This window comes from Streptomyces sp. NPDC005302 (assembly GCF_040607345.1).
Taxonomy (GTDB): Bacteria; Actinomycetota; Actinomycetes; order Streptomycetales; family Streptomycetaceae; genus Streptomyces.
This window is the reverse complement of sequence record NZ_JBEXGN010000014.1, coordinates 160,393-175,894: the sequence shown is the minus strand read 5'-3', so window position 1 is coordinate 175,894 and position 15,502 is coordinate 160,393. Positions and strand designations below refer to the sequence as shown.

Sequence of the window (15,502 nt, the reverse complement as noted above, 5' to 3'; positions counted from 1 at the left end):
GCCGACCATGGCGGGCCGGCCCTTCGCGCGCCCCGGGCGTGCGCCGGCCCTCCCCGCGGGGCTCAGAGCGAGCGCAGGAAGTCGGTCACCGCGGTCTCGTAGAGAAAGGAGGGGTCGATCCCCATGGAGGCGAAGTTGTCCTCGATCTCCAGGCCGACCAGGCCGTGCAGGTGCGCCCAGAGCATGGTGGACCGCACGGCCACTGCCTCCGGCACGTCCATGAACGTATGCCGCTCCATCCATGCCCGGAACTCGGCCGCCGCCCCCTCCGGCACCTCCGTTCCGGACTCCGCCAGGGCGCCCACGGCCTCCAGGAGGACGGTCATGGCGGGTTGTGCGGCCTCGACCAGGCGCGTCGACTGGGCGTCGTAGCCCTGGAGCGGGGCCCGGAACAGCAGGCGGTAGCGGTGCGGCTCGGCCAGCGCCCAGGCTCGGTACGCCCGGACCAGCTCCTTGAGGCGGGTGGCCGCGTCGCCCGGGGACTCCTCGGCGGTGCGCGCGAGAGCCGAGGTCAGGTCGGCGTAGGCGTCGATGACCAGTTCCGTCAGGAGGCTGTCGCGGTTGGTGAAGTAGCGGTAGAGCGCGGGGCCCGTCATGCCCAGCTGCTTGGCGATCGCGTTGAGCGACAGGGCTTCCGGGCCGCCCTCGGCCAGCTGGCGCAGTGCCGCGGTCTTCACCTCCTGCCGCACCTGCGCGCGGAACCGGTCGCGCGGACCCGTTCCCGTCCGGGTTTCTGGGGCCATGTCGTCGCCTCTTCGTCTCGGAGGAGCAGGAGTGTTAGATATTATCACGCGCGCAACAAGTAGTTACGGATGTGGCCCGGTCCAGCGGTTTCGCGCACAGGTTCCGCCGCTGTTCACCCACCTCTCACCGCGCCGCCATGGCCTTCGACGATCACCCGGTGCACGCTTGCGCGCGGTGTGCCACAGGGGCACTCCACTCAGTGACGAGGGCGGGCGAATGACACCGATCAGCCGAAGAGGCTTCGTGGGGCTCGGCGCATCCGTGGCGGCCGGGACCGCGATGACCGCCGGAGCGCGACCCGCGGCGGCGGCGACCACCGCGGCGGCCGCCACCGGCACCATCACGGACGTACGGCACGTCGTCGTCCTCATGCAGGAGAACCGCAGCTTCGACCACTACTTCGGGCGCCTCAAGGGCGTCCGCGGCTTCGACGACCGTAGTGGCATCACGCTGTCCGGCGGCCACCCGGTCTTCGACCAGCCCAACGGCACCGGCCGGCAGCTCCCGTGGAAGCTCAGCTCCACGCCCGCCGCCGGAGGCGCCGACGGCGCGACCCTCGCGCAGTGCAACGGCGACCTTCCGCACTCCTGGACCTCCCAGCACTCCGCCTGGAACAAGGGACGGCTCGACAACTGGGTCTCGGGCGTCGGCAACGCCCGCTCGCTCGGCTACCTCGACCGCACGGACATCCCGTTCCACTACGCGCTCGCCGACAACTACACGATCTGCGACGCCTACTTCTGCTCCACGCTCAGCGCCACCGGGCCCAACCGCACCTACCTGTGGAGCGGCAAGGTCGACGGCTCCAGCTACGACGGCGGCGACGAGTCCGGGCTCACGTGGCAGAACTACGCCGAGGCGCTCCAGGCGGCGGGAGTGACCTGGAAGGTCTACCAGAACGCCCAGGACAACTTCGGTGACAACGGCTGCGCGTACTTCAAGAAGTTCGCCTCCGCCAAGGCCGGCGACCCCTTGTACGACCGCGGCATGGCGTCCGTCCCGAGGGTCACCGGCTCCACGCCCGACGACATCGCCGCGGCCATCAGGGCCGACGTGGTCGCCGGCACCCTGCCGCAGGTGTCCTGGGTCGTCGCCAGTCAGGCCTTCTCGGAGCACCCCTACGCGCCGCCCGGCGACGGCGCCCACTTCGTCGACCTGGTGTACAAGGCCCTCGCCGCCGACTCCGACGTCTTCGACTCCACCGTCCTGTTCCTCAACTACGACGAGAACGACGGCTTCTTCGACCACGTCCCGCCGCCCGCGCCGCCCGCCGGCACCGCGGGGGAGTTCCTCAACGGCGTCCCGTACGGCCTCGGGTTCCGGGTTCCGCTGCTCGTCATCTCGCCCTGGACGCGCGGCGGCTGGGTCTCCTCCGAGGTCTTCGACCACACCTCCGTGCTGCGCTTCCTGGAGACCTGGACCGGGGCGCTCGGCAAGCCCGCGGCCTGCCCGAACATCAGCGCCTGGCGACGCAGGGTCACCGGCGACCTGACCGGCGTCTTCGACTTCGCGAACCCCGTCCACGGCACTCCCGCGCTGCCCGCCACGAGCGTCATCGGCATGGACACCTGCGTCCCGCTGCCCAACCCGGTGCCCGTCACCAACGTGATGCCCGTGCAGGAGTCCGGCACCCGGCCCGCCAGGGCGCTGCCCTACCAGCCCAACGGCTACCTGGACCACCTGGAGTTCGAGGCCGCGGGCAAAATCGTCGCCTGGTTCACCATGGCCAACCAGGGCACCCCCGCCAAGCGGGCCGCGCACTTCTCGCTCCACCCGAACGCCTACCGCGACACCACGCCCTGGCAGTACACCGTGGACGCGGGCGGGACCGCCGCCGACTCGTTCAACATCGGCACCGGGTACGGCGACGGGAAGTACGATTTTTCGATGGTCGGCCCCAACCGCTTCCTGCGCCGCTTCAAGGGAGACGCCACGAAGGCCGGCAAGTCGGCCGAGGTCGCCTCCCGTTACGCGACCGAGCCCGGCACGGGCAGGACGGCCCTGTACCTCAAGATGACCAACTCCTCAGCGGCGTCGGTGAAGTTCACCGTGACCTCCACCCACTACCGCGGCGACGGCCCCTGGACGTACACCGTCGCCGCGGGCACTTCGGCGGAGGACTTCTTCAACGCGGTCGCCTATCAGAACGGCTGGTACGACTTCACCGTGACGGCCGACTCCGACGCGACCTGGTCGCGCCGGTTCACCGGGCACATCGAGACCGGCGCCGCGAGCGTCAGCGGCTGATCAGCCGGTCACGCGTACAGCTCCGGGCGCGGAGCGAGGTCGACGGCGACCCGGCCGCCGTTCTCCAGCGCCCGGACTCCCGACTCGGCGACGGCGGACGCCGCGTACCCGTCCCAGACGCCGGGGCCGGTGACCCGGCCGGCCCGTGTGGCGTCCACCCACGCCCGTACCTCGCGGTCGTAGGCGTCGGCGAAGCGCACGAGGTAGTCCTGCGCCACCTCCTCGTGCCGGCCGGCGGCCGTGGTCACGGACATCGTGCGCTCGTCTCCGACGCGGGCGCTCCCCGTCTCGCAGACCGCCTCGCACGCCACCTGGTAGCCGAACCCCGAGTTGACGAAGATCTCCACGTCGACCAGCGCGCCGCCGGAGGTCTCGAACACCACGAACTGCGGGTCGAGCAGGCCCTCGGGGGCGTTCGAGGCCGGCCGCGGACGGAGCACGGTCACCGCCGTGAGCTCCTGGTCCAGCAGCCAGCGCGCCGCGTCGATCTCGTGCGAGACGGAGCTGTTGACGAGCATCGCCGAGGTGAAGTGAGGCGGTGAGGCGACGTTGCGGTGCGTGCAGTGGAGCATCAGCGGACGGCCGAGCCGCCCGCTGTCCAGCAGCGACTTGAGACGCTCGTACTCGGCGTCGTACCGCCGCATGAACCCGACCTGCGCCAGCCGCCGGCCGAGCCGGACCTCCGCCTCCACCACCCGCAGGGCCCCGGACGAGTCCGGCACCAGCGGCTTCTCGCAGAGCACCGGCAGACCGCGCGCGAACGCCGCGAGCAGGGCCTCCTCGTGCGCGGGACCCGGGGAGGCGACCAGTACGGCGTCGACGCCCGGCGCGTCGAGCGCCGCCTCCGCGTCGGCATGCACCGACACCCCGTCGATGCCCGCCACGGCCTCCTCGGCCCGCGCCGTGTCGGGATCGGCCACGGCGGCCACCCTGGCGCCGCTCACGGCCCGGTCGAGTCGACGAATGTGGTCGGCTCCCATGTGTCCGGCACCCAGTACCGCCACACCCAACAGCTCACTCACGTGTTGCGCACCTCTCCGACGACATCGGATCGTTCGTCCCCGCGATCCGATTGTCGGCCGGAGAGATCAATAACGCAGCACCCCGGCGATGCCTTTCGCGTCACCCAGGCCCCCGTCGGGGACGAACCGGACATCGGCGCCCGTCTCCAGACAGCGTTCGACGATCTCGTCGACGATGTCCTCCCGCGCGTCGAGGTCACCGCCCGCGGCCGGGACCAGGTGGTCCCCGTCGTCGCGGACCGTGGCACGGTAGTTCTCCTCGACGGCGAGCAGCCGGATCCGGCCGTCGGCCGCGTTCTGCCACACCTCGTCGACCCCGGCGGCGAACTCCCTGCGTCCGCGCGCCGAGTCCAGTTCCCTGGCCACCTCGTCGGCGGACTTCCGCGCCTGTGCGGCGATCATCGGGCGAACCGCCTGCCAGACGGCGTCGGGAGACCCGCCGGCCAGGCCGCCGTGCGCGATGTGGCCGCCCTCCTTGGTGACGGTGCCGACCTCGTCGAGCAGCGACAGAGCGGCGGTGTCGCCGGTGACGTACAGCGGTCGCGGGTGCTCGCGCAGGACCTCGCTCATCGCGGTGTCCGCGTCCCGCAGGAACTGACGGGTCCGCTCGTCGCGGAAGGTGCTCGGCAGGTCGCCGACGCGCTCCTTGCGCTCGGCGTCCGGGTCCTCCAGGCTCCGCGAAAGGGGGAAGCCGCCCCGGTGCTCCTCGGTGACCCGGTCGGCTCCGCCGTTCCACAGCGTGACCCGGTCGGCGGAGACCGAGAGCACCCAGAACGGACGCTCGGCCGCCTGGGCCGCGACGAGGTTGCGGGTCAGGAAGGTGTCCGACAGGACGACCCGCTCGGGCACCGAGCGGGCCAGCGACCACACCTGGTGCTCGCCGGGGGCCGCGAAGATCACCAGACCGTCCTCGGCGTGGGCCAGGTCGATCTCGGCGACCGCCCGGTCGAGCTGATCGACGACGTCCGCCCGCAGCTCGCGGGTGACCGCCGGGTCGGCCTGCAGCTGTTTCCTGGCCTCGGCCACGACATTGCGCAGCCGGACCGGATCCTGGGCGTTGTCGGGCTCGCGGCGGTGGGTCGGCGTCAGCACCGACACGGCCGGGTAGGGCCGCGGCCGGCGCAGCTCGGTCAGGGTCGCGGGACTGAGTGCGTGCTCCATACGAGCACCATAGGTCGGATCCGCATACAGGGCATTTGGTGCATGTTGTCGCTCGTCCCGTACCGGTCGCCGGTCGGCGCCGTCCGCGGTCAGAAGCTGTCCGGGTCGGCGGCCGTCCAGTCCGCGTCCCAGGACAGCGGAGGCTCGGCCAGGAGCGCCCCGGGCGGCAGCCAATCGTACAGCTCCGCGTAGCTCCGTACGGTCGTCGGTCCGATGCGGCGCAGCAGGCGGTGGGGGGTGAGCTCGCCCGGGTCGCGTACGCCCATCGCGGCCATGATCTGGCTCGCGCTGCGCACGGTGGCGCGCTGGTAGCGGTGCACCCGCTCGGACTTGTCGGCCACGTCCAGTGCGCGGACCCGGCGCGGGTCCTGGGTCGCGACACCGACGGGACAGGTGTTGGTGTGGCACCGCTGAGCCTGGAGGCAGCCGACCGCGAACATCATCGCGCGGGCCGCGTTCGTGTAGTCGGCGCCCTGGAGCAGACGCTTGACGATGTCCGAGCCGGTCGCGACCTTGCCGCTCGCGCCGATCCGGATCCGGTCGCGCAGCCCCGTGCCGACCAGCGCGTTGTGCACCGTGATCAGCCCCTCGGTCAGCGGCGTGCCGATGTTGTCGGCGAACTCCAGGGGGGCCGCCCCCGTGCCGCCCTCCGAACCGTCCACGACGATGAAGTCGGGCGTCACCCCCTCGGCGAGCATCGCCTTGCAGACGGCCAGGAACTGACGTCGCGAACCGACGCAGAGCTTGAACCCGGTCGGCTTGCCCCCTGCCAGCTCCCGCATCCGCGCGATGAACCGCACCAGCTCACGAGGCGTCGAGAAGACCCGGTGGTACGGCGGCGACACCACGGTCCCGCCCTCGGGGACACCCCGCGCCCGCGCGATCTCCGCGTTCACCTTCACCCCGGGCAGCACGCCGCCGATCCCCGGCTTCGCGCCCTGGGAGAGCTTCAGCGACACACACTTCACCTCGGGCAGCGCGGCCTTGTCCGCGAACTCCCGTGCCTCGAAGTCTCCTTCGGCGGTACGGCACCCGAAGTATCCGGTGCCGATCTCCCAGACGAGGTCGCCGCCACCCCGCAGATGGTGGTCCGACAGACCGCCCTCGCCGGTGTCGTGCGCGAAACCCCCCAGCGCCGCACCCCTGTTGAGGGCCAGGATGGCGTTGGCCGAGAGGGCACCGAAGCTCATCGCGGAGACGTTGAGCAGGGCCATGTCGTAGGGCTGCGTGCAGTCCGGGCCGCCGACCCGGACGACGGGCGGCTCCTCGGGCACCTCGACCGGGCGCATCGACGGCTCCAGGAACTCGTAGCCGTCCTCGTACACGTCACGCTCCGTGCCGAACGGCTCCTCGGCCTCGGCCCCCTTGGCCCGCTCGTACACGATGGTGCGGACCTCGCGGTCGAAGGGCCGCCCGTCGAAGTTGCGCTCGACGAAGTACTGCTGGAGCTCGGGGCGCAGCGCCTCCAGGAGGAAGCGCAGATGGCCGAGCAGCGGATAGTTGCGCAGCACGGAGTGACGGCGCTGCGCCAGGTCCCAGCCGCCGAGCGCGGTCAGTGCCAGCAGCGGACCGGCCGCGCACCACCACCACGCCGAGACGGCGCCCACCAGGAGCAGCGCCCCGGCCGCACCGAGGGCGACGAGCAGCAGAGAGATCATCCGGCGCACCCCCCGAGTCAAACCCATGGGGGCGAAAGCCGCCGACCGGGACGCCCGCCGATCGCACGGGTGCCACGGCCGACGGCCACGAACGGGCTCGTGTTTCCGCCGTGCGCGGACGTCTGCGCACGCTCGGCAGGTCGGGTCAGCGGAGCCCGAGTGCCCTGTCGGCGGCGGCCGCGGACGGCTTCCACCACGTCGTCACGGGCTCCCACACCCGGACGGTGGCGCCGGCGCCCAGCTCACGCGCCGTGAAGGACCGGCCGGCGAGCGACGGGTCGGCCGAGACGGTGACCGAACGGACCCGGCGGGCCTGCGGATCGGCCCGGTCGGCGATCGTCAGCACGGACGCGTACGCGGTCCGGCCCGCGGTGAGCCGGTACGGACCGCTCTCCCCGGCGGGCCTCGGCAGGGCGGCACCGTCGAGGTCGCCGAAGGTGACGGTGGGGATGCGGTCGACCGTGCAGGCGCGGGCCGACCGGTTGGTCACGCGGACGTGCAGGACCCGCGGGTCCGACGACCGCTCCGCCCGCAGGCGGAGGGCGTTCGCGGTGCACTTCGCGGGCGCGGCGGCCCGCGAGGACGGGCCGTCGGCCGGACCGGACGGCGCGGCCACCGCGGTACTCGCGGAGGCCGCGAGGAGCAGCGCGGCGGCGACGGTGGGTACGGCGAGAACGGGTCGGATACGCATCGGTGGTGTTCCCCCTGCTGTGGTCACGTGCGGGTGCGGGTGCGGGTGCGGGTGCGGCCCGCCGGTCGGTCGGCGGGCCGGTCAGGCCGGTGCCTGCCCAGTGTGACCTTCGGCGGGTACGAGAGGTTGTACCCGACTTGTCCGCGTGCGTGTCCGCGTTCTGGCCCCGTGTCCGTGCTCTGCCGCCCTACCGCCCCGACCGGCGTCCGAGTCGGGGCGGTAGCGAAGTCCGGAGGTGGCGCTTGGGCCGTTCGGGGGTGCGGCGGCCGGGCACGGGGCCGCACGGGACCGGCGCTGCCCGTGGGCAGCCGTCGGGCGTCAGTCGTCCGTGTCCTCCGGGCCGCAGGAGCTGCCGCTGTCCGGCAGCGAGCCGTACAGCAGGTAGTCGTTGACCTTCCGGTGCACGCACTTCGAGGACGCGTATCCGGTGTGTCCCTCGCCCTTGTTGTCGAGGACGACCGCCGCGGAGCCGAGCCGCTTGGCGGTCTCCTCCGTCCACCGGTACGGGGTCGCCGGGTCCCCGCGGGTGCCGACGAGCAGCACCTTCGAGGTGTTCAGATCGCGGACGTCGTCGCGGATGTAGTCGGTGCCCCTGGCCCGGCCGTAGCACATCAGCACCTGGGTGAGCCGGTACTGCCCGAAGACCGGGGACGCCTCCTCGTAGGCCGCGCGCAGCTTGCCCATGTCGCGGGTGATCTCGTCGGCGCTGGGACGGTCGGGGTCGTCGGCGCAGTTGATCGCCATCAGGGCTGCCGGGAGGTTGTCGAGCGGGACTTCCTCCTCGTCCACGAGTCCGCCGTGCTTCTGCTTGTCCTGCTTGTCCCAGGCCTTCTCCCGGTGGCCGTCCTTCTCCCGGACGGGAGCGGACACGTCGGGCAGCGAGGCACCGCCGGAGAGCTGGGTGAGTCCGTGCGTGTCGCCGTCCTGGACGAGCAGGCTCAGTGCCTGTTCGAGAGAGGGCCACATCTCCTTGCTGTACAGGGCCTGGCTGATCGACCCCACCAGGTCCTGCCCGGAGAACTCCTGGCCGTAGTCCGACGGCACGGGCTCGTCGTCGAGCGAGTCGACGAGCTGGACCACCTGCTCACGGGCGGTGCGGGCGTCCTGTCCGAAGGGGCAGGCCATGTTCTGCGCGCACCAGGTGATGAAGTCGTCGAGCGCCGTCTGCTGGCCCTCGGCGCCGGTCAGTCCCTGCTCGGCGATCGGCTCGGTGAGGGTGTCGACGCCGTCGAGCACCATCCGGCCCGTCTTCTTGGGGAACTGGGCCGCGTACACCGCGCCGAGCCGGGTTCCGTAGGAGAAGCCGAGGTAGTTGAGCTTCTTGTCGCCCAGGGCCTGCCGCATGACGTCCATGTCCCGGGAGGCGTTGACCGTGCCGATGTGGGGGAGGACGGCACCCGAGTGCTGGGCGCACTCCTCGGCGGCCTTCTTCACCGCCTTGAGCGCCGACCGCACCGACGCGCTGTCGGTGCCCTCCGCGCTGTCGTCCGTTGCCTGGGATATGTCGTCGACCCCCTCGCCGCAGCTCACCGGCGAGGACCGGCCGACCCCGCGCGGGTCGAACGTCACCACGTCGTAGCCGTTGGTCAGACCCATGAACTCCTTGCCACCCAGGGCGAGTTGGGGGATGCCGGCGCCGCCGGGCCCGCCGAAGTTCAGCAGGACCGAGCCACGCGAGGAGCCCGTCGCCCGGTAGCGGGCCAGGGCCAGGTCCAGTGTGCCGCCGTCCGGCTTCGCGTAGTCGAGGGGCACGGTGACCTTGCCGCACTGCAGATCCTTGGGCATGCCCTCGCCGTCGCAGGCCGCCCAGGTGACCTTCTGTCGGTAGAACCGGGACAGGCCGGGATCCTCGGCGGTCGCCGTCGTCGGCAGACCCGCCGCCAGCAGCGTCAGCGTCGCGGTCGCGGTTCCCACGACCGCGCAGCGTTGGTGCATGGACAGCATGCAAGCCTCCAGGGTCGCCCTGCGGTGGACCGGCGTACCCCCCGGATCACGATAGGCGCGGCCGTGGAGGCACGCCTCCGGGCGGACTCGTCCGGCCCGCCGGGCGCGCGGGACCGCTCGGCGTGCCCTACTCTGCGTGACCCCTGTCGCCCGGACGGGTCACTGTGGCAGTTCGATATGTCTGACGCTCGATGGGGTGAAAGACCGTTTAGCCATAACTCGGATGGGTCTTGTGCGTTTTAGGCAGTGCGGGTGAGTGCCCGTGACCTTGTCTGGAAGGCAGTGAACCTATGAAACGGGTGACCCGAAATGGTTTGATCGCCGCGGCCGCCGCCTCGGGCGCGCTGGCCGCGACCATGCCGGCCCACGCCGACTCGGCCGCGGACAGCACCTCGGCGGGATCGCCCGGGGTGATCTCCGGCAACACCGTCCAGCTCCCGGTCCACGTTCCGGTGAACGTGTGCGGGAACACGGTGAACGTCGTCGGCCTGCTCAACCCGGACGCCGGCAACCGTTGTGCCAACGAGAGCGGCGGCGGGGCCGCGACCCGCTCCTCCGGCGGCCGGCGGAGCGTCCCACCGGTCGCGCAGGGTGACGCCGGCGGGCGTCACCCGGGTGGGGCCGTCGGAGACAACGGGGGCGGCGCGGTCGCCCACGGCAGCGCGGAGGGCTCGCCGGGCCTGCTCTCCGGCAACGGTCTGCAGCTGCCGGTGCACCTCCCCGTCAACGTGAGTGGCAACTCCGTGACGGTGGTCGGCCTCGGCAACGCCTCCGTGGGGAACGAGTCCACGAACACCTCGGGCGAGCGGCCCGAGCCCTCGCGGCCCGTGAACCCGGCTCCGAGGCCGTCCGTCGCCCCGCCCGTCGAACACCCCGAGCACCCCGCGGCCACCGTGCCGGGCGAGCTGCGGACGATGGGTGGCTCCGAGGCCACCCTCGCCCACACCGGTGCGGACGGGACGCTGCCCGCCATCGCGGCGAGCGCGGCCATGCTGCTGGGCGGCGCGGTCATGTTCCGCCGGTTCCGCCCCGCCGCGGTGCGCTGACCCGGGCGATCACGCACAGGAGGCCCCACCGGACGCAAGACCGGCGGGGCCTTCCTCTTGTCCCCACTCCTGCTCCCTCTTGTCCCCGGCTTGTCCCCGGCTTGTCCCCGGCTTGTCCTCGGCTTGTCCTCGGGCGTCCCCTGTCCCGGTCCGTGTTCTCGGCCGGGTGCCGCTCCACCGTCCTGGCCGCGCCGTGCGGGACGTCCGGCGGGATGGCCGAATCCCGCCCCGTGCGAGGCCCTCGTCGCCGCCGTCGGCACGGAGATCGGCAAGGATGCTGCGCGTGCGTCCGGCGGGCGCACTCCGTGACCCCCACGCATTGGAGCGACTCCATGACCCCTCCCGGACCCGACGGCCTCGTCGTCGCCCAGGCCTCGCCCGCCGACTGGACGGTGGTCACCGGCTGGGCGGCGGACGAGGGGTGGAATCCGGGGCTGTCCGACAGCGCGAGTTTCTTCGCCCAGGACCCCGAGGGGTTCTTCGTCGGGCGGGTCGACGGGGAGCCGGTCTCGGCCATCTCGGTGGTCAACCACGGCGCGGACTACGCCTTCCTGGGCTGCTACCTCGTACGCCCCGATCTGCGCGGTCACGGCTACGGCCTCGCCACCTGGAAGGCCGCCCTCGCCCATGCGGGCGGCCGCACCGTGGGCCTCGACGGAGTGGTCGCGCAGCAGGACAACTACCGCAAGTCCGGGTTCGAACTCGCCCACCGCACCGTCCGGTTCGGCGGAGTGGTGCAGCCCGGCGAGGAACCGTCGGGAGTACGACGGGCCGGGCCCGGCGACCACGCGGCCATCGTCGCGTACGACGCGGCGTGCACCCCCGCCGACCGGCCGGCGTTCCTGGCGTCCTGGCTGACCACACCCGGCCACCGCACCTTCGTACGGCACGCCGACGACAGCCGGCCGGCCGGCTACGCGGTGCTCCGTCCGGCACGTGAGGGGCTGCGCGTCGGGCCCCTGTTCGCGGACACCGCCGACGACGCCCGGGCCCTCTTCGCCGCGCTGGCCGCCGACGCCGACGGCAGGGCCCTCGCCATCGACGTGCCCGAGACCAACGCCCCGGCCGTCGCGCTCGTCGAGAAGCTCGGCCTCGCCCCCTCGTTCGAGACGGCCCGTATGTACACCGGCCCGGTCCGGCCCTTCGCGGCGGAACGCGTCCACGGCGTCACCACGCTGGAACTCGGCTGACGACCCGCTCGGAACGGACCCCGGCAGCCCTTGGCGGAACCCGGCCTCGCCGGCCGACGAAGGTCAGCCGGCGAGTTCCCGCGCGCGCCGGGCCGCCTCGCCGACCGGGCCGCGGTGCACGGTCCCGTGCCCCGGCAGCAGCACGTCGGCGTCCAGGCGCTCGATGTGCCGCAGCGAGTCGAGCGCGCCGGCGCGTTCGGTGTCGAACATCGCCGGCAGCAGTTGCGGGCCCCGGGTCCGCGACGTCGGATGGCCGCTGACCAGCGCGTCGCCGGAGATCAGGACACCCACGTCCGGCAGGTGGTAGACGCAGTGGCCGGGCGTGTGTCCGGGCGTGTGCACCGGAACGGGGCGGCCGGGCAGATCGAGCGGCCCCGTTCCGCTGAAAGCCTCCGGCTTCGCCATGCGGACGTCCGCCTTCCCGCCGGAGCGCAGCGCGCGCACCGCCCAGGGCAGCACGCCGGGCCGCCACGCCTGCAGCATCACCTCGCCGATACCCACCTGGTGGAGGAACTCCCGTCGCGCGTGCGGCACTTCGTCCTCGTGCAGCAGCACGGGTGTTCCGAACGCACCGCTCAGGAACTCGGCGGAACCGAGGTGGTCGGTGTGCGCGTGCGTGATGAGGACGGCGGTCACCGCCTCGGGCCGGTGACCGAGGGCCGCCAGCGACGCCAGCAGCTCCTGGCGGTCGCCGGGGTACCCCGTGTCGATCAGGGTGACCGACTCGCCCTCGCTCAACACCACCCAGTTCGTGTCGCTGCCGTGCACCAGATGAACTCCGGCGGCTGCCTCGACGATCGCTTCCTCGCCCATGACCATCCCGACCCCGATGTTGACGACGTGCCGCCCGACCGGCGGGCCGGGCCAGGTCGAACGTATCGCGAGGCCCCGGAGGCGAGCGGACCCGGCCCGACCGGCCGAGCTTGAACGAGCCCCCTGTGCGGCCCACTTGAGGCGGCACGCCCGAGGCCGGTGACGACGGTGCGGCACGGCCGGAGGTGCGCCGGGGCCGTGGTCCGGATCCGGTGCCGGGCTGGGGCGGGCCCGGCCGGGAAATGGTGATGCGCCCGGGCCTCCCGACTCCCTACACTCGCCACGGAATCACGCGCCGCCGATCCGGCGCCGCGTGTCGTGACCGACGAGGGGAGACGGGCCATGCGTTACCGCACCGCTGTCGTCGTTCCCCGGTCACAGTTCGAGGTGATCCTCGTGTCTCCGGGAGCCCGGAACCGGCCGCGCGGCCGGAACCGGATGCCCGTGACGACTTTCTGACCTCCGCCCGCACGGCGGTGACCGCACGCCCGGTCGCCCCGCTCCTGCCGGCCGGAGACCCTCAACCGCCTGTCCGCAGGCATGTCGTACGGGAATCGCGCCGACCCGCTCCGGATCGTCCGAAAGGCCAAGGGCCGTGCGTACCCAGCTGCACCGACACCTCACCGACTCCCTGACCGCCGTCCGCAACCTGGGCATCCTCGCCCACGTCGACGCCGGCAAGACCACCGTCACCGAACGGATCCTCTATGCCACCGGGACCACCCACAAACGCGGCGAGGTCCACGACGGCACCACCGTCACCGACTTCGACCCCCAGGAACGCGACCGCGGCATCACCATCTTCGCCGCGGCCGTCAGCTGCGCCTGGGACGGCCACCGGATCAACCTGATCGACACCCCCGGCCACGTCGACTTCTCCGACGAGGTGGAGCGCTCGCTGCGCGTCCTCGACGGCGCCGTCGCGGTGTTCGACGCCGTCGCCGGCGTGGAGCCGCAGAGCGAGTCGGTGTGGCGGCGGGCCGATCGGCACGGGGTTCCGAGGATCGCCTTCGTGAACAAGCTGGACCGAGCCGGAGCCGACCTCGACACGGCGGTCGCGTCGATCCGCGAACGGCTCCATCCGGCGCCCCTGGTCGTCCAGTTGCCGATCGGCACCGAGGACGCCTTCACCGGAGTGGTGGACCTGCTGCGGATGCGCGCCCACGTGTGGGCCGACGGCACCGAGTCGGCCGAGGAGGGGCCGGTGCCGGAGGCGCTGACCGAGGAGGCGCACCGACGCCGCCGGCTCCTCGAGGAGGCGGTGGCCGACCTCCACCCAGGGGCCCTGGAGGAGTTCTGCACCCGGTCCACGGTCTCCGCGGAGACCCTGGCCGCCGCCCTGCGCGACCTGACCCGGACCGGCGAGGGTGTCGTCGTCCTGTGCGGCTCGGCCTACCGCAACCGGGGGATCGAACCCCTGCTGGAAGCGGTGGTGGCGTATCTGCCCTCGCCGCTCGACGTGCCCGCCGTACGGGGCACGCACGGCGGGGCGGAACAGGAACGGGCGGCGGACCCCGAAGCCCCGTTCGCCGGGCTGGTGTTCAAGGTGAACGCCACGGCGACCGGACGGATGACGTACCTGCGGGTGTACGCGGGCACGGTGGAGAAGGGGCAGGCGGTGACGGACGTGGGCACGGGGCGCACCGAGCGGGTCGGACGGATCCTGAGGGTCCGCGCCGACCGCTACGCGGAACTGGAGCGCGCCGTGGCCGGTGACATCGTCGCGGTGATCGGGCCGAAGTCCGCCCGTGCCGGCGCGACGCTCTGCGACCCGGCGGCGCCGCTCCTCCTCGAACCGCCCGTCGTCGCGGATCCCGTGGTCTCGGTGGCGGTCGAGGCGCGCAGGAACACCGAGACCGGCCGTCTGGTGTCGGCCCTGACGCGGCTGGCCGAGGAGGACCCCTCGCTGGTCGTCCGCACCGACGCGGAAACCGGTCAGACACTGCTGTCCGGTATGGGAGAGCTGCATCTGGAGGTCGCGGTGGAGAAGGTCCGGCGTGCCCACGGGCTGGATGTCGTCGTCGGGCGGCCTCGTGTCTCCTACCGGGAGACCGTGGCCCGCGGGGTGTCCGGTCTGGTGTACCGGCACGTCAAACAGGACGGCGGCGCGGGGCAGTTCGCCCACGTCGTGCTCGATGTCGAGCCGCTCGGGACCAGCACCCCGGACAGCGCCGAAGGGGGCGCGGCGGGCTTCGTGTTCCGTTCGGCCGTGGTCGGCGGACGGGTGCCGCAGGAGTACGTCCGCGCCGTGGAGGCCGGCTGCCGGGACGCGCTCGCCGAGGGTCCCCTCGGCGGTCACCCGGTGACCGGACTGCGCGTCACGCTGACCGACGGGGCGACCCACGCCAAGGACTCGTCGGAGATGGCGTTCCGCACGGCGGGACGGCTCGGGCTCCGCGCGGCGCTGCGCGCCTGTGCGATGCAGTTGCTCGAACCGGTCGTCGAGGTCACGGTCACCGTGCCCGAGGACGCGGTCGGCGGGGTGCTCGGCGACCTCGCGGCGCGGCGCGGCCGGGTCACGGGTTCGCTCACCCGCGGAGGTGCGGCGGTCCTCACCGCCACCGTGCCGCTGGCCGAACTCTTCGGCTACGCGACCCGGTTGCGCAGCCGGACCCAGGGCCGGGGTGTCTTCACGACCCGGCCCACGGGTCTCGCACCGGCCCCGAGTCCGGCGCCTTCGACGGGGGCCGCGGCCCGGTGAGTGAAGGCGGGGGTGTCGCTCCGGCGACGCCTCCGCCCGAGGGGACGGAACGGCGCTGAACGGCGGTGGAGTTGTACCGCCGACGCCCCTTCGGACGTCATGGGCGTCGAGTTGGCCCGGTGGCGCCCATCAGGCGCTCACGGCAGAGGAGTTGTCGAACGGGACTCCCCGCCGGTGCCGATGGAGCCGCCGGGCGCGACGTCCCGCGTAGCTCGCACCTGTCCATTCCGCGTCAACCGTTGTGCCTGAAAGGAGAGTTGCTCAGGAGTCGCGCGTCCGGTCGAC

General features: G+C 72.6%; 11 protein-coding genes. 4 read left to right on the top strand and 7 right to left on the bottom strand.

From position 1 onward, the window contains the following. Positions 1–62: 62 nt before the first annotated feature. Positions 63–743, bottom strand: coding sequence for a TetR/AcrR family transcriptional regulator (locus ABZT74_RS21990; RefSeq protein ID WP_356437367.1), 681 nt, complete (start codon positions 741–743; stop codon positions 63–65). 217 nt (positions 744–960) lie between these two features. Here ABZT74_RS21990 and ABZT74_RS21985 point away from each other — a divergent pair, with 217 nt between their 5' ends. Further along, positions 961–2,991, top strand: coding sequence for a phosphocholine-specific phospholipase C (locus tag ABZT74_RS21985; protein WP_356437364.1), 2,031 nt, complete (start codon positions 961–963; stop codon positions 2,989–2,991). A gap of 8 nt (positions 2,992–2,999) precedes the next feature. Here the strand turns inward: ABZT74_RS21985 and ABZT74_RS21980 are convergent, their stop codons facing one another. The 5 genes from ABZT74_RS21980 to ABZT74_RS21960 all read right to left on the bottom strand — a co-directional run bounded on the left by ABZT74_RS21980 (position 3,000) and on the right by ABZT74_RS21960 (position 9,467). Next, a complete protein-coding gene (locus ABZT74_RS21980) occupies positions 3,000–4,013 on the bottom strand; it encodes a Gfo/Idh/MocA family oxidoreductase (protein ID WP_356437361.1) in 1,014 nt (337 codons plus the stop codon). 66 nt (positions 4,014–4,079) lie between these two features. Then, positions 4,080–5,174 carry a chemotaxis protein gene (locus ABZT74_RS21975; RefSeq protein WP_356437358.1) on the bottom strand — a complete coding sequence of 365 codons (1,095 nt, stop codon included), beginning with the start codon at positions 5,172–5,174 and terminating at the stop codon, positions 4,080–4,082. Between the two features lie 89 nt (positions 5,175–5,263). Next, complete coding sequence (locus ABZT74_RS21970) at positions 5,264–6,832, bottom strand: FMN-binding glutamate synthase family protein (protein WP_356437355.1); 1,569 nt, start codon at positions 6,830–6,832, stop codon at positions 5,264–5,266. Positions 6,833–6,977: 145 nt separating this feature from the next. Beyond that, the gene (locus ABZT74_RS21965; protein ID WP_356174757.1) at positions 6,978–7,523 is read right to left on the bottom strand and encodes a DUF4232 domain-containing protein; all 546 of its coding nucleotides are present in this window, start codon (positions 7,521–7,523) and stop codon (positions 6,978–6,980) included. 318 nt (positions 7,524–7,841) lie between these two features. Beyond that, positions 7,842–9,467 carry an alpha/beta hydrolase gene (locus tag ABZT74_RS21960; RefSeq protein WP_356437352.1) on the bottom strand — a complete coding sequence of 542 codons (1,626 nt, stop codon included), beginning with the start codon at positions 9,465–9,467 and terminating at the stop codon, positions 7,842–7,844. A gap of 290 nt (positions 9,468–9,757) precedes the next feature. On the opposite strand from ABZT74_RS21960, the gene ABZT74_RS21955 reads away from it, so the two are divergent. Together ABZT74_RS21955 and ABZT74_RS21950 are read left to right on the top strand one after the other, a co-directional pair. Next, positions 9,758–10,513, top strand: coding sequence for a chaplin (locus ABZT74_RS21955; RefSeq protein ID WP_356437350.1), 756 nt, complete (start codon positions 9,758–9,760; stop codon positions 10,511–10,513). Positions 10,514–10,845: 332 nt separating this feature from the next. After that, entirely contained in the window at positions 10,846–11,703 is an 858-nt protein-coding gene (locus ABZT74_RS21950) for a GNAT family N-acetyltransferase (protein WP_356437347.1), read from the top strand. Between the two features lie 63 nt (positions 11,704–11,766). Here ABZT74_RS21950 and ABZT74_RS21945 read toward each other — a convergent pair whose 3' ends face one another. Next, positions 11,767–12,522 (bottom strand): MBL fold metallo-hydrolase, encoded by a 756-nt coding sequence (locus tag ABZT74_RS21945; protein ID WP_356437345.1) that lies wholly within the window; start codon positions 12,520–12,522, stop codon positions 11,767–11,769. 589 nt (positions 12,523–13,111) lie between these two features. On the opposite strand from ABZT74_RS21945, the gene fusA reads away from it, so the two are divergent. Next, positions 13,112–15,217, top strand: a complete 2,106-nt coding sequence (gene fusA / locus ABZT74_RS21940; protein WP_356437343.1) for an elongation factor G — start codon at positions 13,112–13,114, stop codon at positions 15,215–15,217. The last annotated feature ends 285 nt before the right edge of the window (positions 15,218–15,502 follow it).

Excerpts from the sequence above, each read along its gene's own strand:
- ABZT74_RS21990 (WP_356437367.1), bottom strand. The coding sequence starts at position 743 with ATGGCCCCAGAAACCCGGACGGGAACGGGTCCGCGCGACCGGTTCCGC.
- ABZT74_RS21985 (WP_356437364.1), top strand. The coding sequence starts at position 961 with ATGACACCGATCAGCCGAAGAGGCTTCGTGGGGCTCGGCGCATCCGTG.
- ABZT74_RS21975 (WP_356437358.1), bottom strand. The coding sequence starts at position 5,174 with ATGGAGCACGCACTCAGTCCCGCGACCCTGACCGAGCTGCGCCGGCCG.
- ABZT74_RS21970 (WP_356437355.1), bottom strand. The coding sequence starts at position 6,832 with ATGATCTCTCTGCTGCTCGTCGCCCTCGGTGCGGCCGGGGCGCTGCTC.
- ABZT74_RS21965 (WP_356174757.1), bottom strand. The coding sequence starts at position 7,523 with ATGCGTATCCGACCCGTTCTCGCCGTACCCACCGTCGCCGCCGCGCTG.
- ABZT74_RS21960 (WP_356437352.1), bottom strand. The coding sequence starts at position 9,467 with ATGCTGTCCATGCACCAACGCTGCGCGGTCGTGGGAACCGCGACCGCG.
- ABZT74_RS21955 (WP_356437350.1), top strand. The coding sequence starts at position 9,758 with ATGAAACGGGTGACCCGAAATGGTTTGATCGCCGCGGCCGCCGCCTCG.
- ABZT74_RS21950 (WP_356437347.1), top strand. The coding sequence starts at position 10,846 with ATGACCCCTCCCGGACCCGACGGCCTCGTCGTCGCCCAGGCCTCGCCC.
- ABZT74_RS21945 (WP_356437345.1), bottom strand. The coding sequence starts at position 12,522 with ATGGTCATGGGCGAGGAAGCGATCGTCGAGGCAGCCGCCGGAGTTCAT.